26 protein-coding genes and 1 tRNA gene are annotated in these 25,194 nt (G+C 51.6%); 25 read left to right on the top strand and 2 right to left on the bottom strand.

Features of this window, described 5'->3' with window-relative positions:
* Positions 1–134 precede the first annotated feature (134 nt).
* On the top strand, positions 135–1,316 hold the full coding sequence (locus OEW58_03740) for an O-succinylhomoserine sulfhydrylase (protein MDH5300455.1): 1,182 nt from the start codon (positions 135–137) through the stop codon (positions 1,314–1,316).
* 16 nt (positions 1,317–1,332) lie between these two features.
* Positions 1,333–1,824 (top strand): DUF4149 domain-containing protein, encoded by a 492-nt coding sequence (locus OEW58_03735; protein ID MDH5300454.1) that lies wholly within the window; start codon positions 1,333–1,335, stop codon positions 1,822–1,824.
* Between the two features lie 3 nt (positions 1,825–1,827).
* Here the strand turns inward: OEW58_03735 and yhbY are convergent, their stop codons facing one another.
* Positions 1,828–2,118: a ribosome assembly RNA-binding protein YhbY gene (gene yhbY / locus OEW58_03730; GenBank protein MDH5300453.1), complete on the bottom strand. Its 291-nt coding sequence runs from the start codon at positions 2,116–2,118 to the stop codon at positions 1,828–1,830.
* A gap of 9 nt (positions 2,119–2,127) precedes the next feature.
* Between yhbY and OEW58_03725 the strand changes: the two genes are divergently transcribed.
* From OEW58_03725 to OEW58_03615, 23 genes are all read left to right on the top strand, one after another.
* The gene (locus tag OEW58_03725) at positions 2,128–2,400 is read left to right on the top strand and encodes a hypothetical protein (protein ID MDH5300452.1); all 273 of its coding nucleotides are present in this window, start codon (positions 2,128–2,130) and stop codon (positions 2,398–2,400) included.
* The gene (gene rlmE, locus OEW58_03720) at positions 2,378–2,995 is read left to right on the top strand and encodes a 23S rRNA (uridine(2552)-2'-O)-methyltransferase RlmE (protein MDH5300451.1); all 618 of its coding nucleotides are present in this window, start codon (positions 2,378–2,380) and stop codon (positions 2,993–2,995) included. The genes OEW58_03725 and rlmE overlap by 23 nt, the downstream gene beginning before the upstream one ends.
* A 118-nt stretch (positions 2,996–3,113) precedes the next feature.
* Complete coding sequence (ftsH, locus tag OEW58_03715) at positions 3,114–5,042, top strand: ATP-dependent zinc metalloprotease FtsH (GenBank protein ID MDH5300450.1); 1,929 nt, start codon at positions 3,114–3,116, stop codon at positions 5,040–5,042.
* A gap of 3 nt (positions 5,043–5,045) precedes the next feature.
* Positions 5,046–5,897, top strand: coding sequence for a dihydropteroate synthase (gene folP, locus OEW58_03710; protein MDH5300449.1), 852 nt, complete (start codon positions 5,046–5,048; stop codon positions 5,895–5,897).
* Positions 5,894–7,231, top strand: coding sequence for a phosphoglucosamine mutase (gene glmM, locus OEW58_03705; GenBank protein MDH5300448.1), 1,338 nt, complete (start codon positions 5,894–5,896; stop codon positions 7,229–7,231). The genes folP and glmM overlap by 4 nt, the downstream gene beginning before the upstream one ends.
* A gap of 66 nt (positions 7,232–7,297) precedes the next feature.
* On the top strand, positions 7,298–8,050 hold the full coding sequence (gene tpiA, locus OEW58_03700; protein MDH5300447.1) for a triose-phosphate isomerase: 753 nt from the start codon (positions 7,298–7,300) through the stop codon (positions 8,048–8,050).
* A gap of 6 nt (positions 8,051–8,056) precedes the next feature.
* Positions 8,057–8,398 carry a preprotein translocase subunit SecG gene (gene secG, locus OEW58_03695; protein MDH5300446.1) on the top strand — a complete coding sequence of 114 codons (342 nt, stop codon included), beginning with the start codon at positions 8,057–8,059 and terminating at the stop codon, positions 8,396–8,398.
* Between the two features lie 29 nt (positions 8,399–8,427).
* Positions 8,428–8,512, top strand: a tRNA-Leu gene (locus tag OEW58_03690).
* A gap of 214 nt (positions 8,513–8,726) precedes the next feature.
* Positions 8,727–9,083 carry an NADH-quinone oxidoreductase subunit A gene (locus OEW58_03685; protein ID MDH5300445.1) on the top strand — a complete coding sequence of 119 codons (357 nt, stop codon included), beginning with the start codon at positions 8,727–8,729 and terminating at the stop codon, positions 9,081–9,083.
* Complete coding sequence (locus tag OEW58_03680; GenBank protein ID MDH5300444.1) at positions 9,074–9,553, top strand: NADH-quinone oxidoreductase subunit B; 480 nt, start codon at positions 9,074–9,076, stop codon at positions 9,551–9,553. Before OEW58_03685 ends, OEW58_03680 begins: the two co-directional genes overlap by 10 nt.
* 12 nt (positions 9,554–9,565) lie before the next feature.
* The gene (locus OEW58_03675; GenBank protein ID MDH5300443.1) at positions 9,566–10,240 is read left to right on the top strand and encodes an NADH-quinone oxidoreductase subunit C; all 675 of its coding nucleotides are present in this window, start codon (positions 9,566–9,568) and stop codon (positions 10,238–10,240) included.
* Between the two features lie 5 nt (positions 10,241–10,245).
* Positions 10,246–11,499 carry an NADH-quinone oxidoreductase subunit D gene (locus tag OEW58_03670; GenBank protein MDH5300442.1) on the top strand — a complete coding sequence of 418 codons (1,254 nt, stop codon included), beginning with the start codon at positions 10,246–10,248 and terminating at the stop codon, positions 11,497–11,499.
* Positions 11,499–11,996, top strand: coding sequence for an NADH-quinone oxidoreductase subunit NuoE (gene nuoE / locus OEW58_03665; protein ID MDH5300441.1), 498 nt, complete (start codon positions 11,499–11,501; stop codon positions 11,994–11,996). Before OEW58_03670 ends, nuoE begins: the two co-directional genes overlap by 1 nt.
* A 17-nt stretch (positions 11,997–12,013) precedes the next feature.
* Entirely contained in the window at positions 12,014–13,279 is a 1,266-nt protein-coding gene (gene nuoF / locus OEW58_03660) for an NADH-quinone oxidoreductase subunit NuoF (GenBank protein MDH5300440.1), read from the top strand.
* Between the two features lie 36 nt (positions 13,280–13,315).
* Positions 13,316–15,706, top strand: coding sequence for an NADH-quinone oxidoreductase subunit NuoG (gene nuoG / locus OEW58_03655; GenBank protein MDH5300439.1), 2,391 nt, complete (start codon positions 13,316–13,318; stop codon positions 15,704–15,706).
* Positions 15,699–16,757 carry an NADH-quinone oxidoreductase subunit NuoH gene (gene nuoH, locus OEW58_03650; GenBank protein MDH5300438.1) on the top strand — a complete coding sequence of 353 codons (1,059 nt, stop codon included), beginning with the start codon at positions 15,699–15,701 and terminating at the stop codon, positions 16,755–16,757. The genes nuoG and nuoH overlap by 8 nt, the downstream gene beginning before the upstream one ends.
* A gap of 14 nt (positions 16,758–16,771) precedes the next feature.
* Positions 16,772–17,260 (top strand): NADH-quinone oxidoreductase subunit NuoI, encoded by a 489-nt coding sequence (gene nuoI, locus OEW58_03645; protein ID MDH5300437.1) that lies wholly within the window; start codon positions 16,772–16,774, stop codon positions 17,258–17,260.
* 24 nt (positions 17,261–17,284) lie between these two features.
* Positions 17,285–17,890, top strand: coding sequence for an NADH-quinone oxidoreductase subunit J (locus OEW58_03640; GenBank protein ID MDH5300436.1), 606 nt, complete (start codon positions 17,285–17,287; stop codon positions 17,888–17,890).
* 20 nt (positions 17,891–17,910) lie between these two features.
* Positions 17,911–18,216 carry an NADH-quinone oxidoreductase subunit NuoK gene (gene nuoK / locus OEW58_03635; GenBank protein ID MDH5300435.1) on the top strand — a complete coding sequence of 102 codons (306 nt, stop codon included), beginning with the start codon at positions 17,911–17,913 and terminating at the stop codon, positions 18,214–18,216.
* A 15-nt stretch (positions 18,217–18,231) separates the two neighbouring features.
* Positions 18,232–20,184 carry an NADH-quinone oxidoreductase subunit L gene (nuoL, locus tag OEW58_03630; protein ID MDH5300434.1) on the top strand — a complete coding sequence of 651 codons (1,953 nt, stop codon included), beginning with the start codon at positions 18,232–18,234 and terminating at the stop codon, positions 20,182–20,184.
* A gap of 34 nt (positions 20,185–20,218) precedes the next feature.
* A complete protein-coding gene (locus OEW58_03625) occupies positions 20,219–21,736 on the top strand; it encodes an NADH-quinone oxidoreductase subunit M (GenBank protein ID MDH5300433.1) in 1,518 nt (505 codons plus the stop codon).
* An 18-nt stretch (positions 21,737–21,754) separates the two neighbouring features.
* Entirely contained in the window at positions 21,755–23,194 is a 1,440-nt protein-coding gene (nuoN, locus tag OEW58_03620; protein ID MDH5300432.1) for an NADH-quinone oxidoreductase subunit NuoN, read from the top strand.
* Positions 23,195–23,209: 15 nt separating this feature from the next.
* Positions 23,210–24,085: an HDOD domain-containing protein gene (locus OEW58_03615; GenBank protein ID MDH5300431.1), complete on the top strand. Its 876-nt coding sequence runs from the start codon at positions 23,210–23,212 to the stop codon at positions 24,083–24,085.
* Here the strand turns inward: OEW58_03615 and rsgA are convergent, their stop codons facing one another.
* Positions 24,086–25,105 carry a small ribosomal subunit biogenesis GTPase RsgA gene (gene rsgA / locus OEW58_03610; protein MDH5300430.1) on the bottom strand — a complete coding sequence of 340 codons (1,020 nt, stop codon included), beginning with the start codon at positions 25,103–25,105 and terminating at the stop codon, positions 24,086–24,088.
* Positions 25,106–25,194 lie beyond the last annotated feature (89 nt).

Genomic DNA, 25,194 nt, shown 5'->3' with positions numbered 1-25,194 from the left:
GTGCACAAATGAGGTTGGCGCCGATTTGTCTCTGATTGCGGGCGCCTAATAAATGCGGCTAAAGTTGAGGGTAACCTGCTTTGGCTGTGAAGCGGGTTTTTTTGTGCCCAGGTTTTTTTGAAGGTGGTGCCAAAATGGTAGGTGAGTGGGAAGAATTTGAAACGTTGGCCGTGCGCGCAGGTCATGTACGCACCAATGAGCTGGAGCAGGGGGAGCCGATTTTCCCGACGTCCAGTTATGTTTACGCCAATGCGGCACAGGCGGCGGCGCGTTTTCAGGGGCAGGAGCCGGGCAATATTTATTCGCGCTTCACCAATCCCACGGTGCGCACGTTTGAACAGCGTTTGGCGGCACTGGAGGGCGGTGAGCGTTGCGTGGCCACGGCTTCTGGTATGGCAGCGATTTTGGCGACGGGCATGGCGATTTTGCAGAGCGGTGATCACATCGTTTCTTCGCGTGCGATTTTTGGTTCAACCGTCATGCTGTTTAATGCCTACTTCAAAAAATTTGGGGTGGACACCACGTATGTGCCACTAACCGATTTGCAGGCGTGGGAAGCGGCGATTACGCCCAAGACCAAAATGTTGTTTGTTGAAACGCCATCCAATCCGTTGACAGAAATTGGTGATTTGCGCGGTTTGGCGGCAATCGCCAAGAAACACGGTTGTTTGTTGGTGGTGGATAACTGTTTTTGTACGCCAGCACTGCAAAAGCCGTTGGAACTTGGTGCCGATATCGTGGTCCATTCTGCGACCAAATATATTGATGGTCAGGGACGCTGCATCGGTGGCGCGGTTGTTGGCAGTAACGAATTGATGGAGCCAGTGTACGGATTTTTACGCACTGCCGGCCCAAGTATGAGCCCATTCAATGCGTGGGTGTTTTTGAAGGGCCTGGAAACGTTGTCGCTGCGCATGCGTGCACATTGCGACAGTGCGTTGGCGTTGGCGCAGTGGCTGGAAAAAAGCGCGTTGATCAAGCGCGTGTACTATCCTGGTTTGCCATCGCATGCGCAGCATGAGCTGGCCAAAAAGCAGCAGTCGCATTTTGGTGGTATTGTGGCGTTTGAACTGCAGGGCGGGCGTGAGGCGGCGTGGAAGTTTATTGATTCAACGCGATTGATTTCGATTACGGCAAACCTGGGTGATACCAAGTCGACGATTACTCATCCCGCAACGACAACGCACGGTCGGTTAACCGATGAGGCGCGTGCGCAGGCGGGAATTTCTGAAGGTTTGATTCGTATTTCTGTTGGCCTTGAAGGGCTGGAAGATTTAAAGGCTGATTTACAACGTGGTTTGGATGCGTTGGCATAATTGAGGGCTTCGCACAATGTTCGGTAACAGCGTTAAACGATTGGAACAATTGCTTTTGGCATTGTGGACAGGAAGTATGGTTGGCGTGGGTTACATTGCAGCACCAGTGTTGTTTAAAACGCTGGATGATCGCAAGTTGGCCGGAATGCTGGCGGGTAACATGTTTGGCGTGATTTTTATCGCCGGCAGCGTTATCGGTTTGGTGTTGTTGCTGTTGCTGATCGGTCGCCTGGGGCGCAGCGTATTTGCGCAGTGGCGATTCTGGGTCTTGCTGGTGATGTGGTCATTGGCAATGGCGAGTTTGTTTGTGGTGCAGCCGATGATGGCAGAGTTGAAATCGCAAGGATTGTTGCCCGGCAGTGAAGCGGCCAAGCAGTTCGGCATGATGCACGGCGTTTCGTCGGTGATGTATATGCTGACCAGTCTGGGCGGTGTGGTGCTGGTATGGGCGGGATTGCGTAAAAGTGAGGTCAACCGACCGCGCTCGGCGATCGGTGGCCACATTTAGTTGTTAGGGCAGGGTGATTTTTTTCTTTTCTGAGCTGCGGAAAAGCACGACAATACGGCCGATGGTCTGGGCGTGTGCAGCTTTGGTTTGCTTGCAGATGGCTTCAATCAGTGCCGATTTGGTGTCTTTATCGCCAGCCGGCACTTTTATTTTGATCAGTTCGTGGTAGTCAAGCGCACCTTCAATTTCGGCAAGAACGTTTTCGGTTAATCCTTTGTCGCCGATCATGACCACGGGTTTGAGTGGGTGAGCTAAGCTGCGCAAGAATTGAGTTTGTTTACCAGTAAGTTTCATGGGGTTTCCGTGGATCGCGAAAAAGAGCGTAGTCTAACGCAAAACGACGAAGGTTTCACCGTTGCCGCCAGCCCTTTTAATGCCGTCAAGGTGGAATTGGCCATTATTTTGATCCTTGGCGTGGTGTTGTTTGCCTGGCATCCTCATTTGACGACCGACGAGGATTGGCAGTTGCTCATCCTGGCGGGATATGGGGTGGTGTCGGCGGCGTGGTTGGTGTTGCGGGTAAAAAGGGTTGAAAAGGTATTGGCGGTAAAGCGTGGCGAAGAAGAAAAACAGTAACTGGATGCAGCGGCACGTGAGCGATGTCTACGTGCAGCAGGCGCAAAAAGACGGCTATCGCAGTCGTGCTGCCTATAAGTTGCTGGAAATACAGGAAAAAGACAGGTTGTTCCGGCCGGGAATGCGGGTGGTTGACCTGGGCGCGGCACCGGGTGGCTGGGTGCAGGTGGTTTCTCGCCTGATCGGCGATAGCGGTACCTTGGTGGCCATGGACATTTTGCCGATGGACCCGTTTGAGGATGTGGTGTTTATTCAGGGCGATTTCCGTGAGCAGGCGGTGTATGACCAATTGCTTGAGGTTTTGGACGGCGAGCAAGTCGATGTTGTAATTTCCGATATCGCCCCCAACTTAAGTGGCGTCAAGAGTGCGGACCAGGCGCGGGCGATGCATTTGGCGGAGCTGGTCCTGGACTTTTCCAAGCAGGTATTGCGGCCAGGGGGCGACATGCTGGTCAAGGTATTTCAGGGCGAAGGAATGGATCAATACCGTAAGGATGTACAGCAGGCATTTGCTAAGTTATTGACTCGAAAGCCCGACTCGTCACGGTCTGAGAGCCGCGAGTTCTATATATTGGGCAAAAACCGCATTGTTTAGTCGTTGTTGCTGTAGTAATGTTGTCAGATGATAGTTTGCATGTTGTCCGCCAGAATTCTGTTGTGGTCAGCGGTGTGACAGACATAGCCAATTGAATGAGGGGCGAATTTTGAACGAGATGGTTAAAAACATCATTCTGTGGGTGGTAATCGCCATCGTGCTGATGTCGGTGTTTAGTAGTTTTTCACCTCGGCAAGCAGGGACACGTCCCTTGGAGTATTCGCAGTTTATCCAAGATGTGAAAAATCGTGATGTTCAGCGGGTATTGATCGAAGGACGTGAAATTCAGGGAATTCGCCAGAACGGCGAGCGTTTCCGCACCTACAGCCCCGGTGACCCCGGCCTGATTGGTGACCTGCTGGATAGCGGCGTTGTTATTGATGTTAAGCCACCTGAGCAGCAAGGTCTGTTGATGCAGATCTTCATTTCCTGGTTCCCGATGCTGTTGTTGATTGGGGTCTGGGTGTTCTTTATGCGCCAGATGCAGGGCGGTGCCGGTGGTCGTGGTGCCATGTCGTTTGGCAAGAGTAAGGCGCGCATGCTGGGCGAAGATCAGGTCAAGGTGACATTTAATGATGTTGCCGGCGCTGAAGAAGCCAAAGAAGAAGTGGCGGAACTGGTTGAGTTCCTGCGCGACCCCAGCAAATTCCAGAAGCTGGGTGGCAAGATTCCGCGCGGCGTGCTGATGGTTGGTCCTCCCGGTACTGGTAAGACGCTGCTGGCAAAAGCCATTGCCGGTGAAGCGAAGGTGCCGTTCTTTACCATTTCCGGTTCTGACTTCGTGGAAATGTTCGTCGGTGTGGGTGCATCGCGTGTTCGTGACATGTTCGAGCAAGCGAAGAAGCACGCACCCTGTATCATCTTCATCGATGAGATCGATGCGGTTGGTCGTCACCGTGGCGCTGGCTTGGGTGGTGGTCACGATGAACGCGAGCAAACGCTGAACCAATTGCTGGTCGAGATGGATGGTTTTGAGGGTAACGAAGGCATTATCGTTATCGCAGCCACCAACCGTCCTGACGTACTGGACCCTGCGCTGCTGCGTCCTGGTCGTTTTGACCGCCAGGTGACTGTGCCGCTGCCCGATGTTCGTGGTCGCGAGCAGATTCTGAAAGTACATATGCGCAAGGTGCCATTGGCTGAAGATGTGAAGCCAAAGGTAATCGCGCGTGGCACCCCCGGTTTCTCCGGTGCCGATCTGGCCAACCTGGTGAACGAGGCGGCGCTGTTTGCTGCGCGTGGCAATCACAAGTTGGTGACCATGCAGGATTTTGAGCGTGCCAAAGATAAAATCATGATGGGTGCAGAGCGCCGCTCCATGGTGATGAGTGAGGACGAAAAACGTCTGACGGCTTATCACGAGGCGGGGCATGCAATTGTCGGTCTGATGGTTCCTGAGCATGATCCTGTCTACAAGGTGAGCATTATTCCGCGTGGCCGTGCGCTGGGTGTGACGATGTTCCTGCCTGAGGAAGACAAGTACAGCTACAGCAAGCAGAAACTGGAAAGCAACATCTCCAGCTTGTTTGGTGGCCGTATTGCGGAAGAGATGGTGTTTGGTCGCGAAAAAGTGACTACCGGTGCTTCCAACGATATTCAACGGACCACCGACATCGCACGGAACATGGTGACCAAGTGGGGCTTGTCCGAGCGCTTGGGGCCGTTGACGTATGCAGAAGAGGAAGGCGAAGTATTTTTGGGCCGGCAGATGACGCAGCACAAGAATGTTTCTGACGAGACTGCACACATCATCGATGAAGAAGTTCGTGCGATTATCGATCGCAACTACGCGCGTTCGACCAAGATTCTGGCTGAGCATCTGGATAAGCTGCATGCCATGTCCGAGGCGTTGATGCAGTACGAAACGATTGATCGCGGTCAGATTGACAAGATCATGAAGGGGTTGCCGCCTGGCCCTCCTAGTGATTGGGATGAGTCAGATTTGGATGTACGTCCTGGTGATGCGCAGGAAGGCGAGCCGCAGGCCCGTTCGAGTGCGCCCAAGAATGATCAGGGCGACGTAGGAAATCCCGTTAATCAATCCTGATCTATGAGAAATACAATTGCCAACGGGCGAACTCTGGATTTGAGTTCGCCCCGCGTGATGGGCATTCTCAATGTTACCCCCGATTCTTTTTCAGACGGGGGTAAATTTTTTGCCGCTGATTCGGCACTCTTTCAAGCTCAAAAAATGCTACAAGACGGCGCCTACGTCATTGATGTGGGTGGCGAGTCCACGCGTCCGGGAGCGCAAGAGGTTTCGTTGTCTCAGGAACTGGACAGAGTTATTCCGGTTATTGAGTCGTTGACTGCTGAATTTGATGTGGCGGTGTCGGTTGATACCAGTAAACCTGAAGTCATGACGGCGGCGGTTGCTGCCGGAGCGGTGTTGATCAATGATGTGCGTGCGCTGCGTGAACCGGGTGCGGTTGCGGCAGCAGCGGCAACCGGTGCCTATGTCTGTCTGATGCACATGCAGGGTCAGCCGCGCAGTATGCAACTTGCGCCGGCTTATGAGGATGTGGTTCGCGAGGTCAATGATTTTTTAATCGACAGAGTGGCTGTTTGCGAGCAGGCAGGCATTGCGCGCTCGCGTATATTGCTTGATCCCGGATTCGGATTTGGTAAAAATCTGCAACATAACCTGAGTTTGTTGCGGAATATTGATGCGGTGGTGGCGTTGGGGTTGCCGGTTTTGGTCGGGATCTCGCGTAAATCCATGTTTGGTCAGTTGATGAATTTGTCGGTTGAACAGCGATTGATTCCCAGTGTGGCTGCAGCGGTGATGCTGGTCATGCGCGGTGCGCGTTTGGTGCGCGCACATGATGTTCAGGAAACAGTACAGGCACTGGCGGTGTGTTCCGCCGTGTTGGCGATGGAAAATGAAGGAGACGTGCGTTGAGCAGGAAATACTTTGGGACAGACGGCATTCGTGGTCTTGTGGGCCAGGCGCCAATCAATGCTGAATTTGTGATGCGTCTGGGCTGGGCTGCGGGCAAGGTGCTTGCGCGCGAAGGTCGTCGTAAAGTGGTTATCGGCAAAGATACTCGTATTTCCGGTTATATGTTTGAGTCCGCTTTGCAGGCAGGTCTTTCTTCAGCAGGTGTGAACATCAAATTATTGGGGCCGATGCCAACGCCGGCGATTGCCTATCTGACGCGTACTCTGCATTGTGATGCTGGAATCGTGATTAGTGCGTCACACAATCCGTACTATGACAACGGCATTAAATTTTTCTCCGGGGATGGCACCAAACTGCCTGATGAGGTTGAGCTCGCAATTGAAGCTGAGCTGGAAAATACCATGACCACGGTGGATTCCGGTGAGCTGGGCAAGGCAGTGCGCGTTATCGATGCGGGCGGACGATACATCGAGTTTTGTAAAAGTACGGTTCCCATTTCGTTCTCGCTAAAAGGTTTGAAAATTGTTATCGATTGCGCCCATGGTGCAACTTATCACGTGGCACCCAGCGTGTTTACCGAGCTTGGTGCGGATGTGTATGCCATCGGTGTCACGCCCGATGGTTTGAACATTAATGAGGGTTGTGGCTCCACCAAGCCTACGCTGTTGCAGGAAGAAGTGCTAAAGCGCAAAGCGGACTTGGGTATCGCATTTGACGGTGATGGTGATCGCGTCATTATGGTGGATCACAAGGGTGAAGTGCTTGATGGTGATGAGTTGCTCTACATCATTGCTCAGTCGCGAATGACGCGCGGCGAGCTCAAGGGTGGTGTGGTTGGAACCCTGATGAGCAACTTTGGTCTGGAAGAAGCGCTGGCACAGAATGATGTTCCGTTTGTGCGTGCCCAGGTGGGCGACCGCTACGTGATTGAGCAGCTCAAGGCGACTGGTTGGTCGCTGGGTGGCGAATCGTCGGGGCATTTGATTTGTCTGGATCGCACTACCACGGGTGACGGGGTTGTGGCGTCACTGCAGGTTCTGGAAGCTGTTATGGATTCGGGCAAGAGTTTGTATGAGCTCAAATCTGGAATGCGCAAATATCCCCAGGTGATGGTCAATGTCAAAATTGCCAAGCGTCAGGATGTGATGGCCAATGAGGCGATACGCAAAGCTGTCGAAGATGCAGAGCAAAAATTGGCGGGTAAGGGGCGGGTGTTGTTGCGTGCCTCGGGAACCGAACCGCTGATTCGGGTGATGGTCGAGGGGAGCAATCCGGTGAAAGTCGATGCGCTGGCTAATGAGTTGGCAGAAGTTGTAAGAAAATCGCTAACTTAGTCAATATTGTCTTTTTAAAATTTAGCCGGTAAACTTGCTGGCTTTTGGATGTAAGGGGAATTGGAAATGCGTAAACCGCTGGTGGCTGGAAACTGGAAGATGAACGGCAATAGCGCCAGTATTAAGGCGCTGCTAGATGGTCTTTTGAGCGGAAAAGCAGCGAATGGTTCCGCAGAAGTTGCTGTTTGTTCCCCATTTGTATACATTCCACTAGTCGCCGAGATAGTGTCGGGTTCGAACATCGCTGTTGGTGCGCAGGACGTCGCTGTTGAGGAAGTGGGCGCCTATACGGGCGAGGTTTCCGGGGCGATGCTTAAAGATGTGGGCTGCCACTACGTGCTTGTCGGTCACTCCGAACGCCGTTCGCTGTACGGTGAAACGGATAGCATGGTTGCGCAGAAATTTGCAGCGGCTCAGCGTGATGGTCTGGTGCCCATTCTATGTGTGGGCGAGACCTTGGATGAGCGTGAGTCCAGCATGACCGAGGCTGTGGTAGAGAAACAGCTGGCGGCGGTTGCCCTGTACTCTGGCGTCAAGGCATTGAATAAAGCGGTTATTGCTTACGAACCTGTGTGGGCAATCGGTACCGGCATGACTGCCACGCCTGAACAGGCGCAGGCGGTACATGCATTTATCCGTCATTGGATAGAAAAACAGGATGCAGAACTGGCGGCTAAAGTACGTATTCTTTACGGCGGCAGCATGAAAGGTTCGAATGCGGCAGAGCTGATGGCTCAGCCGGATATTGATGGCGGCTTGGTGGGCGGCGCCTCACTGCAGGCCGAAGAATTTTTGACAATCTGCCGTGCGGCAGGGTGATAACAGATGGATGCAGTTCTTTTAGTTATACACGTGATTATTTCAGTTGCTCTGGTTGCGTTGGTTTTGTTGCAGCAGGGTAAGGGCGCGGACATGGGGGCAGCGTTTGGCGCGGGTGCGTCACAAACGGTGTTTGGTTCGACAGGATCCGGTAACTTTTTGTCTCGCACCACTGCGGTATTGGCGACAAGCTTTTTTATTACCAGCTTGGCCCTGGCCTATTTGGCGACCTCTGGCGATGGTGAGGCGGCAAGTGTTATGGAGCGAGTAACGGTGAGTGCGCCGGCTGCTGCAGATGTTCCTGTTGTGCCGCAAGATGCGCCAGTCAGTGATGTGCCACCAAATTAAAGAGTGGCGCCCCGTTTAGAAACGTTTATGCCGACGTGGTGAAATTGGTAGACACGCCATCTTGAGGGGGTGGTGGGGCAACCCGTGCCGGTTCAAATCCGGCCGTCGGTACCAAATTTGTTGCAAGTAAAAAAATAATAATAATTAGTTTTCAAGTGTTAAGCGTTTGATTGCTTGAGTTAGCGGTCAGGGTCTCGGCTTGACATGTGTAAATGCCAACCCTAGACTGCGAACTCTGCAAAATTGAGATCAATACTAGGTTATTTGTCATCAAATTAATTTCAGCAAAGATTATGCCGGGATAGCGGCAGAGTTTGTTGGGGGGAACGTGCTAGAAAATTACCTGCCAATATTGGTTTTCTTGGTTCTGGGTGTCATTTTTGGAGCGGTGCCGGTTGCGTTAAGCATGTTGGCAGCGCCTAATCGTCCAGATAAAGAGAAGCTGTCTGCATACGAATGCGGATTTGAAGCCTTTGACGATTCGCGCATGAAATTCGACGTGCGTTTCTATCTGGTGGCAATTCTGTTCATTATTTTCGATTTGGAAATTGCGTTTCTGTTTCCGTGGGCCGTCGTGCTGAATGACCTTGGTTGGTTCGGCTATTGGTCGATGGTGATTTTCCTGTTGATCCTGGTTATTGGCTTTATTTATGAGTGGAAGAAGGGGGCCTTGGAATGGGAATAGAAGGCGTTCTTGAGAAAAGCATTGTTACCACTTCGGCTGACAAGCTAATCAACTGGGCTCGGACGGGTTCACTGTGGCCGATGACGTTTGGTCTGGCTTGCTGCGCAGTGGAGATGATGCACGCTGGTGCGTCCCGCTATGACCTTGATCGTTTCGGTGTTATCTTCCGCCCTAGTCCGCGTCAGTCTGACGTGATGGTGGTTGCAGGTACGCTGGTGAATAAAATGGCTCCTGCACTGCGCAAAGTTTACGATCAGATGTCCGAGCCGCGTTGGGTTATCTCCATGGGTTCCTGCGCGAACGGTGGTGGTTATTACCACTACTCGTATTCTGTTGTTCGTGGTTGTGATCGGATCGTTCCTGTGGACATTTATGTTCCAGGATGCCCGCCGACGGCTGAAGCGTTTCTGTACGGAGTTATCCAGTTGCAGAACAAGATTAAGCGCACCAATACCATTGCTCGCACCTAATTCGGATTGAACATGGAAAACTTGCAGAACGAACTGAAAGCATACTTTGGTAATCAGCTGACCAGTTGTGTCCTGTCACCGCAGGGCGAGTTGACGATTGAAGTGGCGAACGAGAATTTTTTAAAAGTTTGCTTTGCGCTGCGCGATCAAAAACAATTTGGTTTTGAGCAATTGATTGATCTGTGCGGTGTGGATTATCTCACCTACGGTGAAACCGAGTGGTCGACAGAGTCCGCGACAGAGACCGGATTTAGTCGTGGTCGGGCGGTGGGTTCCAGCAAACGCCATAAGTGGACACGTCCTCGTTTTGCTGTTGTGCTGCACCTGATTTCGTACGCGAACAATCAACGTCTGCGGGTGCGCACGTTTGTTGATGAAAATGAACCATTGGTTGCTTCGGTTGTTGATGTATGGAATGTGGCGAACTGGTATGAGCGCGAAGCGTTCGACATGTATGGAATCATTTTTGATGGCCATCCTGACTTGCGCAGAATTCTCACCGACTATGGTTTTATCGGTCATCCGTTCCGTAAGGACTTCCCGTTGGGTGGCCATGTAGAAGTGCGTTACTGTGAAGACAAAAAACGCGTTGTTTATGAACCTGTCAATCTCCAGACTCGCACGTTGGTGCCGCGCGTTATCCGCGATGATCAGCGGACGGCAACCAAGGCAGAAGGGGAGGCGTAGTCAATATGTCTGAAATCAAAAACTATACGCTGAACTTTGGTCCTCAGCATCCTTCCGCACACGGTGTATTACGCCTGGTATTGGAGATGGATGGTGAGATCATTGAGCGCGCCGACCCGCACATTGGTTTGCTGCATCGCGGCACGGAAAAATTAGCCGAAACCAAACCCTATAACCAAAGCATTGGTTACATGGATCGTTTGGACTACGTGTCGATGATGAGCAACGAACACGGTTATGTGCTGGCGCTTGAAAAAATGCTGGGCGTAGAAGCGCCGATTCGCGCGCAATACATTCGTGTGATGTTTGATGAAATTACCCGAATTCTGAATCACCTGATGTGGATCGGTGCGCACGCCATGGACATCGGTGCCATGACAGTGTTTTTGTACGCTTTCCGCGAACGTGAAGATTTGCTGGATGCCTATGAAGCAGTGTCTGGTGCGCGCATGCATGCGACCTATTACCGTCCTGGTGGTGTGTATCGTGATTTGCCCGAACGCATGCCTTTGTATGAGCCATCCAAGTGGCACAGTGCGCGTGAAGTTGCCAAGAAAAATGAGAATCGCCAAGGTTCCTTGCTGGATTTCCTGGAAGATTTCACCAATCGTTTCCCTGTCTACGTCGATGAATACGAAACGCTGTTAACGGATAACCGTATTTGGAAACAGCGTACTGTGGGCATTGCGGTTGTTACGCCAGAGCGCGCACTGCAGTTGGGCTTTACCGGCCCGATGTTGCGTGGTTCGGGTATCGAATGGGATTTGCGTAAGAAACAGCCCTACGAAGTGTACGACAGACTTGATTTTGATATTCCAGTCGGCGTGACCGGTGATACTTACGATCGCTATCTGGTTCGTGTTGAAGAAATGCGTCAGTCCAATCGCATCATCAAACAGTGTATCGAGTGGCTGCGTAAAAATCCGGGTCCGGTGATGTTGGCAGATCATAAAGTGACGCCACCTTCGCGCGAACACATGAAGGGTGATATGGAGTCGCTGATTCACCACTTTAAACTGTTTACCGAAGGTTATTGCTTGCCTGAGGGCGAGGCCTATGCAGCGGTAGAGCACCCCAAGGGTGAATTTGGTTGTTACATCGTTTCTGACGGTGCGAACAAACCGTATCGTCTAAAAATTCGCGCGCCGGGTTATCCGCACCTTGCAGCTACCGATGAAATGTCGCGTGGCCATATGCTTGCTGATGTGGTGGCGATTATCGGTACACAGGACATTGTATTTGGGGAAGTAGATCGCTAATGTCTGACACAAAATTGCATCTGATTGATTCCGACTCTCGTGCGGAAATTGATATCTGGGTTGCCAAGTATCCAGCTGACCAGAAGCAGTCAGCGGTAATGGCGGCACTTCGAATTGTGCAGGATGCCAACGCGGGTTGGTTGACCAATGACTTGATGGATGCGGTCGCCGAGTACTTGGATATGCCCAAGGTTTCCGTATACGAAGTGGCGACCTTCTATTCGATGTACGAGCGCAAGCCGGTTGGTAAACATAAAATCTGTGTTTGCACCAACGTGTCTTGCATGTTGTGTGGTTCCGATCAGATCGTTTCGCATTTGAAGAACAAATTAGGCGTTAAAGGATTTGGCGAGATCACGGCAGATGGCCGTTTTTCCTTGAAGGAAGTGGAGTGTCTTGGGGCTTGTGGTGGTGCACCGATGTTCCAAATTGGCCGTAAATATTATGAGAATCTGACACCTGCAAAGGTTGATGAAATTCTCGATTCTCTGGATTAACAAACAAGATAATTCCTATGGCTAACGAAGTTTGTTTTAGTACGCTCCACCTAGACAAACCCTGGACTCTGCAGACATACCAGAGCACAGGCGGATACGAAGCATGGAAGAAAATTCTGCGCGAAAAAACTTCTGCGGAAGATATTATCAATGAAGTGAAAACGTCGGTCATTCGTGGTCGCGGGGGCGCAGGTTTTCCAACCGGGTTGAAGTGGAGCTTTATGCCTCGCAACGCCTCTGGCCAAAAGTATATCGTTTGTAATTCTGACGAAGGCGAGCCAGGGACGTTTAAAGATCGCGATATTTTGCGTTATAACCCGCATGCGCTGGTCGAAGGCATGGCGATCGCTGGTTACACTATTGGTGCAACCCGTGGATACAACTACATTCGTGGTGAATTTTGGGAACCTTATGAGCGTTTCCAGCAGGCGATCGAAGATGCGCGTGCTGCCGGCTTGTTGGGCAAAAACATCATGGGCAGCGGTATTGATTTCGATCTGGAAGTCCACCTGGGTGGTGGTGCTTACGTTTGCGGCGAAGAAACCGCACTGATCGAATCTATCGAAGGCAAAAAAGGCCAGCCGCGCTTCAAGCCACCGTTCCCTGCAAGTTACGGTTTGTATGGTCGTCCGACAACCATCAATAACACTGAGACGTTGTCGTCCATCCCGTACATTATGCGCAACGGCGGTCAGTGGTTTGCTGACTTGGGTGTGCCAGGCAGTGGTGGCACCAAGTTGTTTTCTGTTTCAGGTCACGTGAACAAGCCGGGCAACTATGAAGTCGGGATGGGCACGCCTTTCTCTGAACTGTTGGAGATGGCCGGCGGTGTTCGTGGTGGTCGCAAACTTAAAGCTGTTATTCCTGGTGGGTCCTCTACGCCAGTAGTGCCTGGGCACATCATGATGCAGACGAAGATGGACTATGACTCCATCGGCAAGTCTGGCTCCATGTTGGGTGCAGGTTCGGTGATTGTGATGGATGACACGACTTGTATGGTCAAGGTACTGGCGCGCATTGCGCACTTCTACTTTGAAGAGTCATGCGGTCAGTGCACGCCTTGCCGTGAAGGTACCGGCTGGCTGGCTCGCGTTGTTCACCGCATTGAACACGGCCATGGACGTCCAGAAGATCTGGATTTGTTGATGGATGTTTCTGCCAAAATTGAAGGTCATACAATTTGTGCACTGGGTGACGCTGCGGCGATGCCAGTAGCAAGTTTTATTAAGCATTTCCGTGAAGAGTTTGAGTATCACATCCAACACGGCAAGTGCATGGTTTAGGCAGTGGTTGAAAGTCGCGGATAACGGGACACCAGCATGGTAAAGATTGAAATAGACGGTAAAGAAGTTGTAGCGCGCGATGGGGCGATGCTCATTGAGGCGGCTGACGAGGCAGGAATTTATATTCCTCGCTTCTGCTATCACAAAAAACTGTCCGTGGCGGCCAATTGCCGCATGTGCTTGGTTGAAGTTGAAAAAGCTCGCAAGCCACTGCCCGCGTGTGCAACGCCGGTAACCGATGGTATGCGTGTTGCGACCAAATCACCTGGCGCACTGGCTGCGCAAAAAGGTGTGATGGAGTTTCTGCTGATTAATCATCCGCTGGATTGCCCGATCTGTGATCAGGGTGGCGAGTGTGAATTGCAGGATGTCGCTGTTGGCTATGGCAAAGATGTATCTCGCTACAGCGAGAGCAAGCGTGTACTGGGTGACAAGAACATCGGTCCGCTGATTTCCACTGACATGACGCGCTGCATTCACTGTACGCGCTGTGTGCGTTTCTGCGACGAAATCGCGGGTTCCAAGGAACTGGGCGGAATGGGACGCGGTGAGCACATGAGCATCGGTACCTATGTGGCGGCGACGGTGGATTCAGAACTGTCAGGCAATATTATCGATTTGTGTCCAGTAGGCGCACTGACCTCCAAGCCTTTCCGTTACAAAGCGCGTGCATGGGAAATGTTCTCCCGTGATGGCGTGGCAGGCCATGACAGCGTTGGTTCCAACTTGACGGCCCATACCCGTGGCAATGAAATTTTGCGTGTTGTTCCTGCAGACAATGAAGCAGTGAATGAAACTTGGTTGTCTGACCGTGATCGTTTTGCCTATACCGGTATCGAGAGCAAAGAGCGTCTGACGTCGCCAATGGTAAAACAGGGCGGCAGTTGGAAGCAGGTTGATTGGGAAACCGCTTTGCGCGTCGCTGCTGAAGCATTGCAGCGAGTGAGCGGTGTCGATGGCCCTCATTTGTTGGGGACCTTGGTTTCTCCCAGCTCCACGACCGAAGAAATTTATCTTGCGCAGAAAATAACGCGCGGATTGCTGAGCGATAACATTGATTATCGTCTGCGCCAGCGTGATTTTTCTGATGTTCAGGCTGATCCCGTTTGCCCGACATTGGGTGTGGCGATTGCAGATATCGAAAAAGCCGATGCGCTGTTGTTTATTGGCGCGAATATTCGTAAGGATCAACCATTGTTGGGCTTGCGCACTCGCAAGGCAGCGAAAGCCGGCGCACACGTCTCGTTTATTAACTCGATGGCGTACGATTTTAATTTCCCTGTTGCCAATAATATTGCAGTCAAGCCTTCTGAAATGCTGGTGCAATTGGCGGCAGTTGCCAAGGCATGCGCTGCGAATGCCAGCAGCAAGGTGGCTGGTCTGGATGCGCTTACTGCTGGAGTTACAGTGGGTGAGTCGCACAAGAAAATCGCGGAAGCGCTGCTCAAGGGTGAGCGTGCTCACGTTATCCTGGGTGTTCATGCCATGGCGCATGCGGATTACGCAGCGTTGCGCGCGTTGGCTAAGGCGATTGCGGATATGACCGGCGCTACCTTTGGTTACGCAACGGCGGGTGCAAATGCGGCCGGTGCATCGATGGTTGGTGCTGTTCCACACCGTGCGACAGCAGTTAAGGCCGGCATGAATGTCAGTGAAATGCTGAATGCCAAGATGAAGGCAATGCTGCTGTTGAACGTCGAGCCAGAGTTTGACTGCGCAGATACTCAAGCAGCATTGCAGGGTATGAAAAATACCGATTTTGTTATCGCATTGACGCCATTCCGTTCTGCGTCCATGGACAGCTACGCTGATGTGTTGTTGCCCATTGCGACCTATGCCGAAACAGCAGGCAGCTTTGTCAACGGCGAAGGCCGCTGGCAATTGTTTGAAGGTGTGTGTGCACCGAAAGGCGAGGCTCGCCCTGCGTGGAAAGTGTTGCGAGTATTGGGTAACTTGCTTGACCTGAACGGATTTGATTATTTCAGCGTTGAAGAAATTCACGATGAGCTGCGTGCAAAAGTCGGTGAGCCAGTGAGTGCAACCGGCGCAGTTGCAATGCCTAAATCTCTGCCGTCGGATGTTGCCTTGGAGCGCGTGGCGGATGTGCCAATGTACGCGATTGACAATATCATTCGTCGTGCTGCGCCGTTGCAGAAAACAGCGGATGCCATGCAGGCTGCGGTTTATTTGAATGCTGAGACGGCGGCGAAGTTCGCTGTTACTGAGGACGACCATGTGGCTGTGACTCAGGGACAGGCGAAAGTAACGTTGCCATTGATTATCGACGCACGCGTTCCAGCGGGTGTCGTATACGTACCTTCATCGTTGGCAGGTACGATTGCTTTGGGGAACGCGCAGGGAACTATTAGCATTGCTAAGGCCAGTGCTGTCGCAAACAACGAGAAGGTGAGTGCAGGTAATGCTTGATCTGATAGCTTCAATGCTTTCCTTTTTGCCAGAGAATTTGGTAACACTGATTCTCATTATTCTGAAGATTCTGGTGATTGTGTTGCCAGTGATGGGGGCGGTTGCCTACCTGACGCTGGCAGAGCGTAAAGTCATTGGATACATTCAGGTACGTATTGGTCCTAACCGTGTTGGTCCGAGAGGCTTGTTGCAGCCGATCGCTGATGCGGTGAAGTTGTTGATGAAGGAAACCATCATCCCGACCAGTGCTAACCGCGTGTTGTTCTTGATTGCACCGGTGTTGGCGTTTGCGCCTGCGATCGCGGCATTTGCGGTTATTCCATTCGAAGAAGAATTGGTGTTGGCCAATATTGATGCGGGTCTGCTGTACATCCTGGCGATTACGTCGATGGGTGTGTACGGTGTCATCATCGCTGGCTGGGCCTCCAACTCAAAGTACGCATTTTTGGGTGCATTGCGCTCTGCGGCACAAATTGTATCGTACGAAATTGCGATGGGTTTTGCGCTGGTCGGTGTGTTGATGGCTGGCGGCAGCTTGAACCTGGTTGAGATCGTAAAGGCCCAGGAAGGCAGTATGCTGCACTGGTTCTGGATTCCGTTGTTGCCACTGTTCGTGATTTATTTCTTGTCCGGTGTTGCTGAAACCAATCGTGCACCGTTTGACGTTGCCGAAGGTGAATCAGAAATCGTAGCGGGCTTCCACGTCGAATACTCGGCGATGACGTTCTCGGTATTTTTCCTTGCGGAATACTCCGCAATGATTCTGATTTCGTTGCTGACGGCACTGATGTTCTTGGGCGGTTGGTTGTCGCCTTTCCAGGGCTGGCCTGTTATCGGTGATACGTTCCTGGGAGAGGGCAGCATTATCTGGTTGCTGCTGAAGGCATCGTTCTTCTTGTTCCTGTTTTTGTGGTTCCGCGCGACGTTTCCGCGCTATCGCTATGACCAGATCATGCGTTTGGGTTGGAAGGTGTTTATTCCGTTGACCATCGTTTGGATTATCGTGCTTGGCGCAGCCATTTTAGGCGGTCTGGGTCCCTGGTTTGACTAAGGTGAAATAGGAAAATGACTGCAGCTATTAATTACGTCAAGAGCCTGTTCCTTTGGGAACTGCTAATGGGATTGAAGTTAACTGGCAAATATTTGTTTGCCAAAAAGATAACGGTTCAATACCCGGAAGAAAAAACGCCGATGTCACCACGGTTTCGTGGTTTGCATGCGCAGCGTCGTTATGCCAACGGTGAAGAACGTTGTATCGCATGTAAATTGTGCGAGGCGGTTTGCCCTGCGCTGGCAATTACCATCGAGTCTGCGCAGCGTGAAGACGGCAGTCGCCGGACTAGTCGCTACGATATCGACTTGTTCAAGTGCATTTACTGTGGGTTTTGTGAGGAATCGTGTCCGGTCGATGCAATCGTTGAGACACGCGTTTTTGAATACGTGTTTGAGGAACGTGGTGAGCATATCATGACCAAGGAAAAGCTCCTGGCCATGGGTGATAAGTACGAAGATCAGATTGCTCGTGACCGAGCTGAAGATGCTCGTTTCCGTTAACGTTAACAGACAGATCAAACCTATATGAATATAGAGTTAATACTTTTTTATCTGTTCTCGGCGATTCTGGTGATAGCGGCAGGCGCGGTTATCACCATTCGCAGACCGGTTCATGCGGCACTGTTTCTCGTGTTGGCGTTTTTTGCCAGCGCAGGTGTGTGGTTGTTGCTTGAGGCAGAATTCCTGGCGGTAACCTTGGTGCTGGTGTACGTTGGTGCGGTCATGGTGCTGTTCCTGTTCGTGGTGATGATGCTGGACATCAACTTGGCACCGCTCAAGGAAGGCTTTACGCGCTACTTGCCTGTCGGGTCGTTGATCGCATTCGTGCTGATTCTGGAAATGATCATGATTGTTGGTCCAGAGCGTTTTGGTTTGAGTGTGATCAAAGATCCTCTGCCCAAACCAGAAGGTTACAGCAATACCAAGGAGTTGGGCCTGGAGCTGTACACCACGTACATTTACCACTTCGAATTGGCGGCGGTTATTCTGGTGGTGGCGATTGTTGCTGCGATTGCTTTGACCTTGCGTCCAAGACGCTGGAGTAAGTACATGAAGCCTGAAGATCAGGTGGTTGTTAAGCGCAATGATCGTGTCCGCATGGTTAAAATGCAGGCTGAGAAGAAAAAATAAGCTGGGGGCAGGGTGTTCAAATGATTTCGTTATCGCATTTTCTGATACTCGGTGCCGTGCTGTTTTGCATCAGCGTCGCTGGCATTTTTTTGAACCGTAAAAATATTATTATTCTGCTGATGGCGATTGAATTGATGTTGCTGGCAGTTAACATCAACTTTGTTGCTTTCTCTCATTATATGGGAGATACCGCAGGGCAGATTTTTGTGTTCTTCATTTTGACCGTGGCGGCCGCAGAGGCAGCGATTGGTTTGGCGATTCTGGTTGTACTATTCCGTAATCGCAGAACCATCAACGTCGACGATCTGGGTTCCTTGAAAGGTTAAGGATTGAGTCTAAATATGGAAAATATTTATCTCACCATCGCTCTCGCTCCTCTGGTAGGTTCAATTATCGCGGGCTTGTTCGGTCGACGCATTGGCCGCGCTGGCGCTCATTGGGTGACAATTATCGGTGTTGCTGTTTCCTGTGCATTGGCAATGATGGTTTTCAAACATCATGTGTTTGATGGCGCGGCAGCATTTAACGGTTCGGTGTATACCTGGCTGGTTAGTGACGGCATCACGTTTGAAGTTGGATTTTTGGTTGATAACTTGACGGCCATGATGATGGTCGTGGTTACGTTTGTATCGTTGATGGTGCACATTTACACCATTGGCTATATGAAGGACGATCCTGGCTATCAACGCTTTTTCAGCTACATTTCGCTGTTTACCTTCTCCATGTTGATGTTGGTCATGGCCAACAACTTCATGCAGCTGTTCTTCGGCTGGGAAGCGGTTGGTTTGGTGTCCTACCTGTTGATTGGTTTCTGGTATAAGCGCGAAACAGCGATTTATGCGAACCTGAAAGCATTTTTGGTAAACCGTGTTGGTGACTTTGGCTTCCTGCTGGGCATTGCGTTGGTGTTGATGTATTTCAACAGCCTGGATTATCGCGATGTGTTTGCCGCCGCTCCTTCCATGGCCAATATGACGATTGAACTCATTCCTGGTCATCAGTGGTCGTTGATGACAGTGATTTGTATTCTGTTGTTCATTGGTGCGATGGGTAAGTCGGCCCAGGTGCCATTGCATGTCTGGTTGCCGGATTCGATGGAAGGTCCGACGCCGATTTCTGCCTTGATTCACGCTGCAACGATGGTTACCGCCGGTGTGTTCATGGTGGCGCGTATGTCGCCAATGTACGAACTGTCAGAAACTGCGCTGGCGTTTGTGATGATCATCGGTGCGATGACGGCACTGTTCATGGGATTCCTCGGTTTGGTGCAAAACGACATCAAACGCGTGATTGCCTATTCGACCTTGTCTCAGTTGGGTTACATGGTGGTTGCGCTTGGCGTGTCTGCGTACGCAGCGGGCTTGTTCCACTTGATGACTCACGCGTTTTTCAAAGCATTGCTATTCCTTGCCGCAGGTTCTGTCATCATTGCGATGCACCATGAGCAGGATATTCGCAAGATGGGCGGCTTGAAGAAATACATGCCGATTACCTATTGGACGAGTTTGATTGGTTCGTTGGCACTGATCGGCTTCCCTGGCTTGGCCGGATTTTATTCGAAGGATGCGATCATTGAGGCGGTGCATGCGTCTGATCTGACGGGTTCTGGCTTCGCGTATGTCGCGGTGCTGCTCGGTGTGTTTATCACCGCGCTGTACAGTTTCCGTATGTTCTTCCTTGTCTTCCATGGCCAGGAACGTATGGATGCACACACCAAGTCGCATTTGCATGAGAGTCCATGGGTTGTGACCTTGCCATTGGTATTGCTGGCGATTCCATCGGTCGCGATCGGCTTCCTGACCATTGGCCCGCTGTTGTTTGGCGACTATTTTGGTAGTGCATTGTTTGTGTTGCCTGAGCACGATGTGCTTGGCAAGTTAGGCGAGAGCTTCACTGGTCCTGTTGGTTTCTTGGTGCACGGTTTGATGACGCCAGCGTTCTACTTGTCGATGGCAGGTTTGGCGACCGCTTGGTACGTTTACATGAAGAAACCCCAGATTGCGGCCCGCATGAAGGAAAGTTATCCAGGTATTTACAACATGTTGGACAATGCCTACGGATGTGATCGTTTCAACGATAAATTCTTTGCTGCTGGCAGCCGTAAGTTGGGTCAGTTCCTGTGGCAGAAGGCGGATGTGAAAGTGATCGACGATGCCATCGTAAATGGTTCGGCACGTTTTGTCGGTTGGACGGCGCAGACTATGCGGCATATGCAGACTGGCTATCTATATCACTATGCGTTTGCCATGATCATCGGGTTGTCCGCTTTGGTGACATGGGCGTTCCTCGCGTAGTTGTAAGTCAGATATATAAATAGGAAACCATTGAATGTTTTCTGATTTTGCCTTGTTAAGTTTGTTGATCTGGCTGCCCATTCTGGGCGGTCTGATAGTATTGTTCGCGAGCGGTGATAAAAACCCGGTAATGACACGTTGGCTGTCATTGTTTTTCTCGCTGGTGACGTTTTTAGTCTCTATCCCGCTGTTCTCGCAGTTTGATGTGTCAACGGCGGAGATGCAGTTTGTTGAGAAGGTGTCCTGGATACCGACATTCAACATTTACTACTACCTCGGCGTGGATGGCATTTCCATGCCGCTGATTCTTTTGACGACGGTATCCACTGTGCTGGTGGTAATCGCCGCGTGGGAGGTCGTGCAGACCAAAGTGTCGCAGTACATGGCGGCGTTCCTGATCATGGAAGGCCTGATGATCGGCGTGTTTGCTGCGCTTGATTCTGTGTTGTTCTATGTATTCTGGGAAGCGATGCTGGTTCCGATGTTCCTGGTGATCGGTATGTGGGGCGGTCCAAACCGCGTTTATGCAACGATCAAGTTTTTCCTCTATACCTTTTTCGGCTCGGTGTTCATGTTGGTTGCGTTGATCTACATGTACACCAAGTCCGGCAGCTTTGGCATTTTGGATTTCCACATGTTGCCGCTGTCACAGCCAGAACAGGTTCTTATCTTCCTGGCATTTTTGGTGGCGTTTGCGGTCAAGATTCCGATGTGGCCGGTGCACACTTGGTTGCCAGATGCTCACGTTCAAGCTCCCACGGGTGGTTCGGTGATTCTGGCTGCCATCATGTTGAAAATGGGTGGTTACGGTTTCTTGCGCTTTAGCTTGCCGATTACACCTGATGCCAGCAATCAGTTGGACTGGCTGGTTATTGCGCTGTCGTTGATTGCTATCGTTTACATCGGTTTTGTGGCCTTGGTTCAGCAGGACATGAAGAAACTGATTGCGTACTCGTCCATTTCCCACATGGGATTTGTGACGCTGGGTATGTTCTTGATGTTCATGATTTATGAGAACACCGGCAGTTACGATGGTGCGGCGCTGGGTATCGAAGGCGCCATGGTGCAAATGATTTCGCACGGTTTCATTTCTGCCGCAATGTTCTTGTGCGTGGGCGTGCTGTATGACCGCGTACATTCTCGCGAGATTTCTGCATACGGTGGTGTTACCAATACCATGCCGGTGTTTGCTTCATTTGCGGTGCTGTTCGCGATGGCGAATGCTGGTTTACCCGGTACGTCTGGATTCGTTGGTGAATTCATGGTGGTATTGGCGGCGGTTAAAGCGAATTTCTGGATAGGTACAGCGGCTGCGCTGACCTTGATTATCGGTGCCGCCTACACATTGTGGATGGTAAAGCGCGTATTCTTTGGTGAAGTTGCCAATGACAACGTCGCCGCGCTGAAAGATCTGGATAAGCGTGAATTTCTGTTCCTGGGAGTGTTGGCAGTGTTGGTACTGGGTGTGGGTATCTGGCCCAATCCGTTGCTGGAAGTAATGCATGCAACGGTGGATAACCTAGTTGCTCATGTAGCCAACTCTAAATTGTAATTACTAGAGAACTCTCTGATGACCACTGTCAATATCGCCGAATTTATACCGTTACTGCCGGAGATTTTTGTACTCTCCATGGCTTGTATCATTCTGCTTGTCGATCTGTATCTGAGTGATGAGACCAGAGACGTTACCTACTATCTGTCTATTTTTACCCTGGCTGTAGCTGCTGGGTTGACGATTGTTCTTGCACCTGCTGAAGCGCAGGTTGTGCTTTCTGGTACGTTCGTGAGCGATTCGCTCAGTGTTGTACTGAAGGTGTTTGTCTACGTGGTCACTATTGGCGTGTTCATTTATTCGCGTCAATACTTGGCAGATCGTGGTTTGTACAAGGGTGAATTTTTTGTGCTGGCGCTGTTTGCCGTCCTGGGCATGATGGTGCTTGCGTCTTCGCACAACATGATTTCTGTTTACCTGGGTTTGGAATTGTTGTCACTGGCGTTGTACGCGATGGTGGCAATGAACCGCGACTCACTGATTTCCACCGAAGCTGCGATGAAATATTTCATCCTGGGTGCGTTGGCGTCTGGTTTGCTGCTGTATGGCATGTCGATGTTGTACGGCGCGAGCGGTACCTTGGATCTGGCGGTGCTGAGCAAGTACATTGCTGAAAATCCAGAGCGCGATTTGGTGCTGATTTTGGGGTTGGTATTTACCGTGGTGGGCCTGTCGTTCAAGTTGGGCGCGGTTCCTTTCCACATGTGGGTGCCAGACGTTTACGACGGCGCACCAACAGCGACTACCTTGTTTATCGGTACGGCACCCAAGCTGGCTGGTTTGGCGATGATCATGCGTATGCTGGTTGACGGCATGAGCGGTTTGGCGGCGGATTGGGCTGGCATTTTGGTGATTCTGGCGATGCTGTCTATCGCCGTAGGTAACATTGTTGCGATTGCCCAAACCAACATCAAGCGCATGCTGGCGTATTCGACCATTTCACACATGGGCTTTTTGTTCCTGGGTATTTTGTCGGCCAGCCCCGAGGGCTATTCTGCAGCGCTGTTCTACACGATCGCCTATACCCTCATGGGATTGGGCGGCTTCGGCATGATTTTGCTGCTGACTCGCGCTGGTTTTGAGGCTGACAAGATTGACGACTTCAAAGGCTTGAACGATCGCAGCCCGTGGTTTGCGTTTGTGATGCTGATCCTGATGATTTCCATGGCGGGTGTACCGCCGGTGTTGGGCTTTTACGCCAAGCTGACCGTGCTGCAGGCCGCAGTGGCTGCGGGCTATACATGGCTGGCAATTTACGCCGTGGTATTCTCCATCATCGGTGCCTTCTACTACCTGCGCATTATCAAGGTCATGTATTTTGATGCGCCAGTAGAGACCCATCCTATTACTGCGCCAGGTGACATGCGCGCGGCGATGAGTGTTAACGGCATCGGTGTGCTGTTGCTGGGAATTTTCCCGAGTGCGCTGCTGGCCCTGTGTGCGAATGCGCTTAGCTGATTTGCTGCCTAAGGCATGACTGATCGCCCCAGCGTCGCAGTTCAGGAACTGGATACACTCAGGGAAGAAATATCGGAAAGAATGCGTGCCGGGCAGCTGAAACTGCCCGGTCTGCCTGACATCGCGATTCGTGTACGCCAGGTTATCGATCGCACCAATTACTCCACCGCAGAGCTTGCCAGGGTTATTCAGTCGGATATCCCTCTGACAGCGCGTCTGATTCAGGTTGCCAATTGTCCTCTGTACAAATCAGCCCAACCGGTTGAGCACGTGCACGCGGCGATTAATCGTCTCGGTGCGAATGTGGTCAAAAGTTTGGTCACCAGTTTCGCCTTGCGCCGCGTCTATGCGGCCAAATCCAAAGTCACAAATCGTTTGGCAGAACGCAGCTGGAAGCACAGCCTGCAGGTTGCCACGCTTGCGTTTGCATTGGCGCGAGTGACGCCTCGTTTGGATCCTGAACATGTGATGCTGGCGGCGCTGGTGCATGACATTGGCTTGCTGCCGGTGCTGGCGTATGCAGAGACTGACACGACGTTGCAGCAGGCCGAGTCCAGACTGCAGGAAGTTGTTGACCACTGTCGCGTTCAGCTCGGCGTTGACGTGCTGAAAATGTGGCGTTTTGACGATGAATTTGCCGATGTGGTGCGTAACGCCGAGAACTGGAATTATGATCATCCGGGCGTAGCGAACAACAGTGATGTCGTCATCATTGCCCAGTTGTTGGCGAGCAAACTGGCCGGCGAAGGGCAGGATTTACCCGAGCCCGAAAGCTTGCCGGCGCATGGCAAATTTCCGCTGTTTAAACTCGGGCGGGCGGCGTACCTGGAATTGATTGCTGAAGCCAAAGACGAAATGGCCGAGCTGACGCGGCTACTGAGCGTCGCCTGATCAGCCAGCGTTTTTGTTGCTGTCGATAATCTGATGAAAGTGACTTAGCCGTTCCCGACTGATGTCGCCGGCACTGACAGCGGCTTGAATTGCACAGCCAGGTTCGTGTTGATGGCTGCAATTGCTGAATTTGCAATTGCCCAGCAATGGGCGAAACTCGCGAAATCCCCAGCTGATTTTGTCCTGCTCCACCTGCCATAAACCAAAGTCCCGCACCCCAGGCGAATCAATAATGCCGCCGCCAAATGGCAGATGGAAATAGCGTGATGAGCTGGTCGTGTGCCGCCCCAGCTTGCTGGTGGCACTCAGTGCCCCGATCTGGATTTCAATGTCCGGCATCAAGTATTTGATGGTGGAAGATTTGCCGACCCCGGACTGCCCGGCCAGAATGCTGACTTTGTTTGCCAGGGCCTGTTCCAACTCTTTGGCTCCGACGTTGTTGGCAGTGGAGATATAAATCAACCGATAACCCATGCGCTGATACGGTTCGAGCTGGTGTTTTAGCGCGGCCAGCTCGGAGGGCGACAACAGGTCAATTTTGTTAACCACAATAACCGCGTCCAATTTGGCAAGCTCAGTTGCCACCAGGTAGCGGTCGAGCAACAACAGCCCCAGCGCTGGCTCGGGGGCGGTCATGATAAAAACCTGATCAATATTGGCGGCAACCGCTTTGTGGTCTTCGTGCATGGTGGGGCGTTCCAGTACGGTACGGCGTTCCAGGCGGGCGACAATGACGCCTTCGTTGTTGTCACCAATGGCATGCCAGATAACGCGATCACCACAGACAATTTGCCCTAAATTTTGCCGGATTTGGCAGCGAAACAGGTGTTTGAAGTCGTTTTCAACAATGGTGTTATTGCCGAAATTGGCAATAACCAGACCTTGCTGGGCTTCGCCCAGAGACGATGCGCCAAGCTGCTGTTCCAGTTGCTGGGCTTTTTTCTCGCTGCGACGGATACGCTCTTGCTGGATTTTTTCGGCGCGCCAGGCTTGTTGCTGATTTAATCTACGTTTGCTCATTTACATCTTTTCGCTGCGGTTTCGCGCACCAGGTGATTGGGTTAAACTGGAGACTGTCAGCAATCATGCCAGATTCGGTGTGTGAACAA

This window comes from Gammaproteobacteria bacterium (assembly GCA_029884425.1).
In the GTDB taxonomy this organism is placed as follows: domain Bacteria; phylum Pseudomonadota; class Gammaproteobacteria; order S012-40; family S012-40; genus JAOUHV01.
This window is presented reverse-complemented; position numbering and strand designations above follow the sequence as displayed.

Excerpts from the sequence above, each read along its gene's own strand:
- OEW58_03740 (MDH5300455.1), top strand. The coding sequence starts at position 135 with ATGGTAGGTGAGTGGGAAGAATTTGAAACGTTGGCCGTGCGCGCAGGT.
- OEW58_03735 (MDH5300454.1), top strand. The coding sequence starts at position 1,333 with ATGTTCGGTAACAGCGTTAAACGATTGGAACAATTGCTTTTGGCATTG.
- yhbY (MDH5300453.1), bottom strand. The coding sequence starts at position 2,118 with ATGAAACTTACTGGTAAACAAACTCAATTCTTGCGCAGCTTAGCTCAC.
- ftsH (MDH5300450.1), top strand. The coding sequence starts at position 3,114 with ATGGTTAAAAACATCATTCTGTGGGTGGTAATCGCCATCGTGCTGATG.
- folP (MDH5300449.1), top strand. The coding sequence starts at position 5,046 with ATGAGAAATACAATTGCCAACGGGCGAACTCTGGATTTGAGTTCGCCC.
- tpiA (MDH5300447.1), top strand. The coding sequence starts at position 7,298 with ATGCGTAAACCGCTGGTGGCTGGAAACTGGAAGATGAACGGCAATAGC.
- secG (MDH5300446.1), top strand. The coding sequence starts at position 8,057 with ATGGATGCAGTTCTTTTAGTTATACACGTGATTATTTCAGTTGCTCTG.
- OEW58_03680 (MDH5300444.1), top strand. The coding sequence starts at position 9,074 with ATGGGAATAGAAGGCGTTCTTGAGAAAAGCATTGTTACCACTTCGGCT.
- OEW58_03675 (MDH5300443.1), top strand. The coding sequence starts at position 9,566 with ATGGAAAACTTGCAGAACGAACTGAAAGCATACTTTGGTAATCAGCTG.
- OEW58_03670 (MDH5300442.1), top strand. The coding sequence starts at position 10,246 with ATGTCTGAAATCAAAAACTATACGCTGAACTTTGGTCCTCAGCATCCT.
- nuoE (MDH5300441.1), top strand. The coding sequence starts at position 11,499 with ATGTCTGACACAAAATTGCATCTGATTGATTCCGACTCTCGTGCGGAA.
- nuoF (MDH5300440.1), top strand. The coding sequence starts at position 12,014 with ATGGCTAACGAAGTTTGTTTTAGTACGCTCCACCTAGACAAACCCTGG.
- nuoG (MDH5300439.1), top strand. The coding sequence starts at position 13,316 with ATGGTAAAGATTGAAATAGACGGTAAAGAAGTTGTAGCGCGCGATGGG.
- nuoH (MDH5300438.1), top strand. The coding sequence starts at position 15,699 with ATGCTTGATCTGATAGCTTCAATGCTTTCCTTTTTGCCAGAGAATTTG.
- nuoI (MDH5300437.1), top strand. The coding sequence starts at position 16,772 with ATGACTGCAGCTATTAATTACGTCAAGAGCCTGTTCCTTTGGGAACTG.
- OEW58_03640 (MDH5300436.1), top strand. The coding sequence starts at position 17,285 with ATGAATATAGAGTTAATACTTTTTTATCTGTTCTCGGCGATTCTGGTG.
- nuoK (MDH5300435.1), top strand. The coding sequence starts at position 17,911 with ATGATTTCGTTATCGCATTTTCTGATACTCGGTGCCGTGCTGTTTTGC.
- nuoL (MDH5300434.1), top strand. The coding sequence starts at position 18,232 with ATGGAAAATATTTATCTCACCATCGCTCTCGCTCCTCTGGTAGGTTCA.
- OEW58_03625 (MDH5300433.1), top strand. The coding sequence starts at position 20,219 with ATGTTTTCTGATTTTGCCTTGTTAAGTTTGTTGATCTGGCTGCCCATT.
- nuoN (MDH5300432.1), top strand. The coding sequence starts at position 21,755 with ATGACCACTGTCAATATCGCCGAATTTATACCGTTACTGCCGGAGATT.
- OEW58_03615 (MDH5300431.1), top strand. The coding sequence starts at position 23,210 with ATGACTGATCGCCCCAGCGTCGCAGTTCAGGAACTGGATACACTCAGG.
- rsgA (MDH5300430.1), bottom strand. The coding sequence starts at position 25,105 with ATGAGCAAACGTAGATTAAATCAGCAACAAGCCTGGCGCGCCGAAAAA.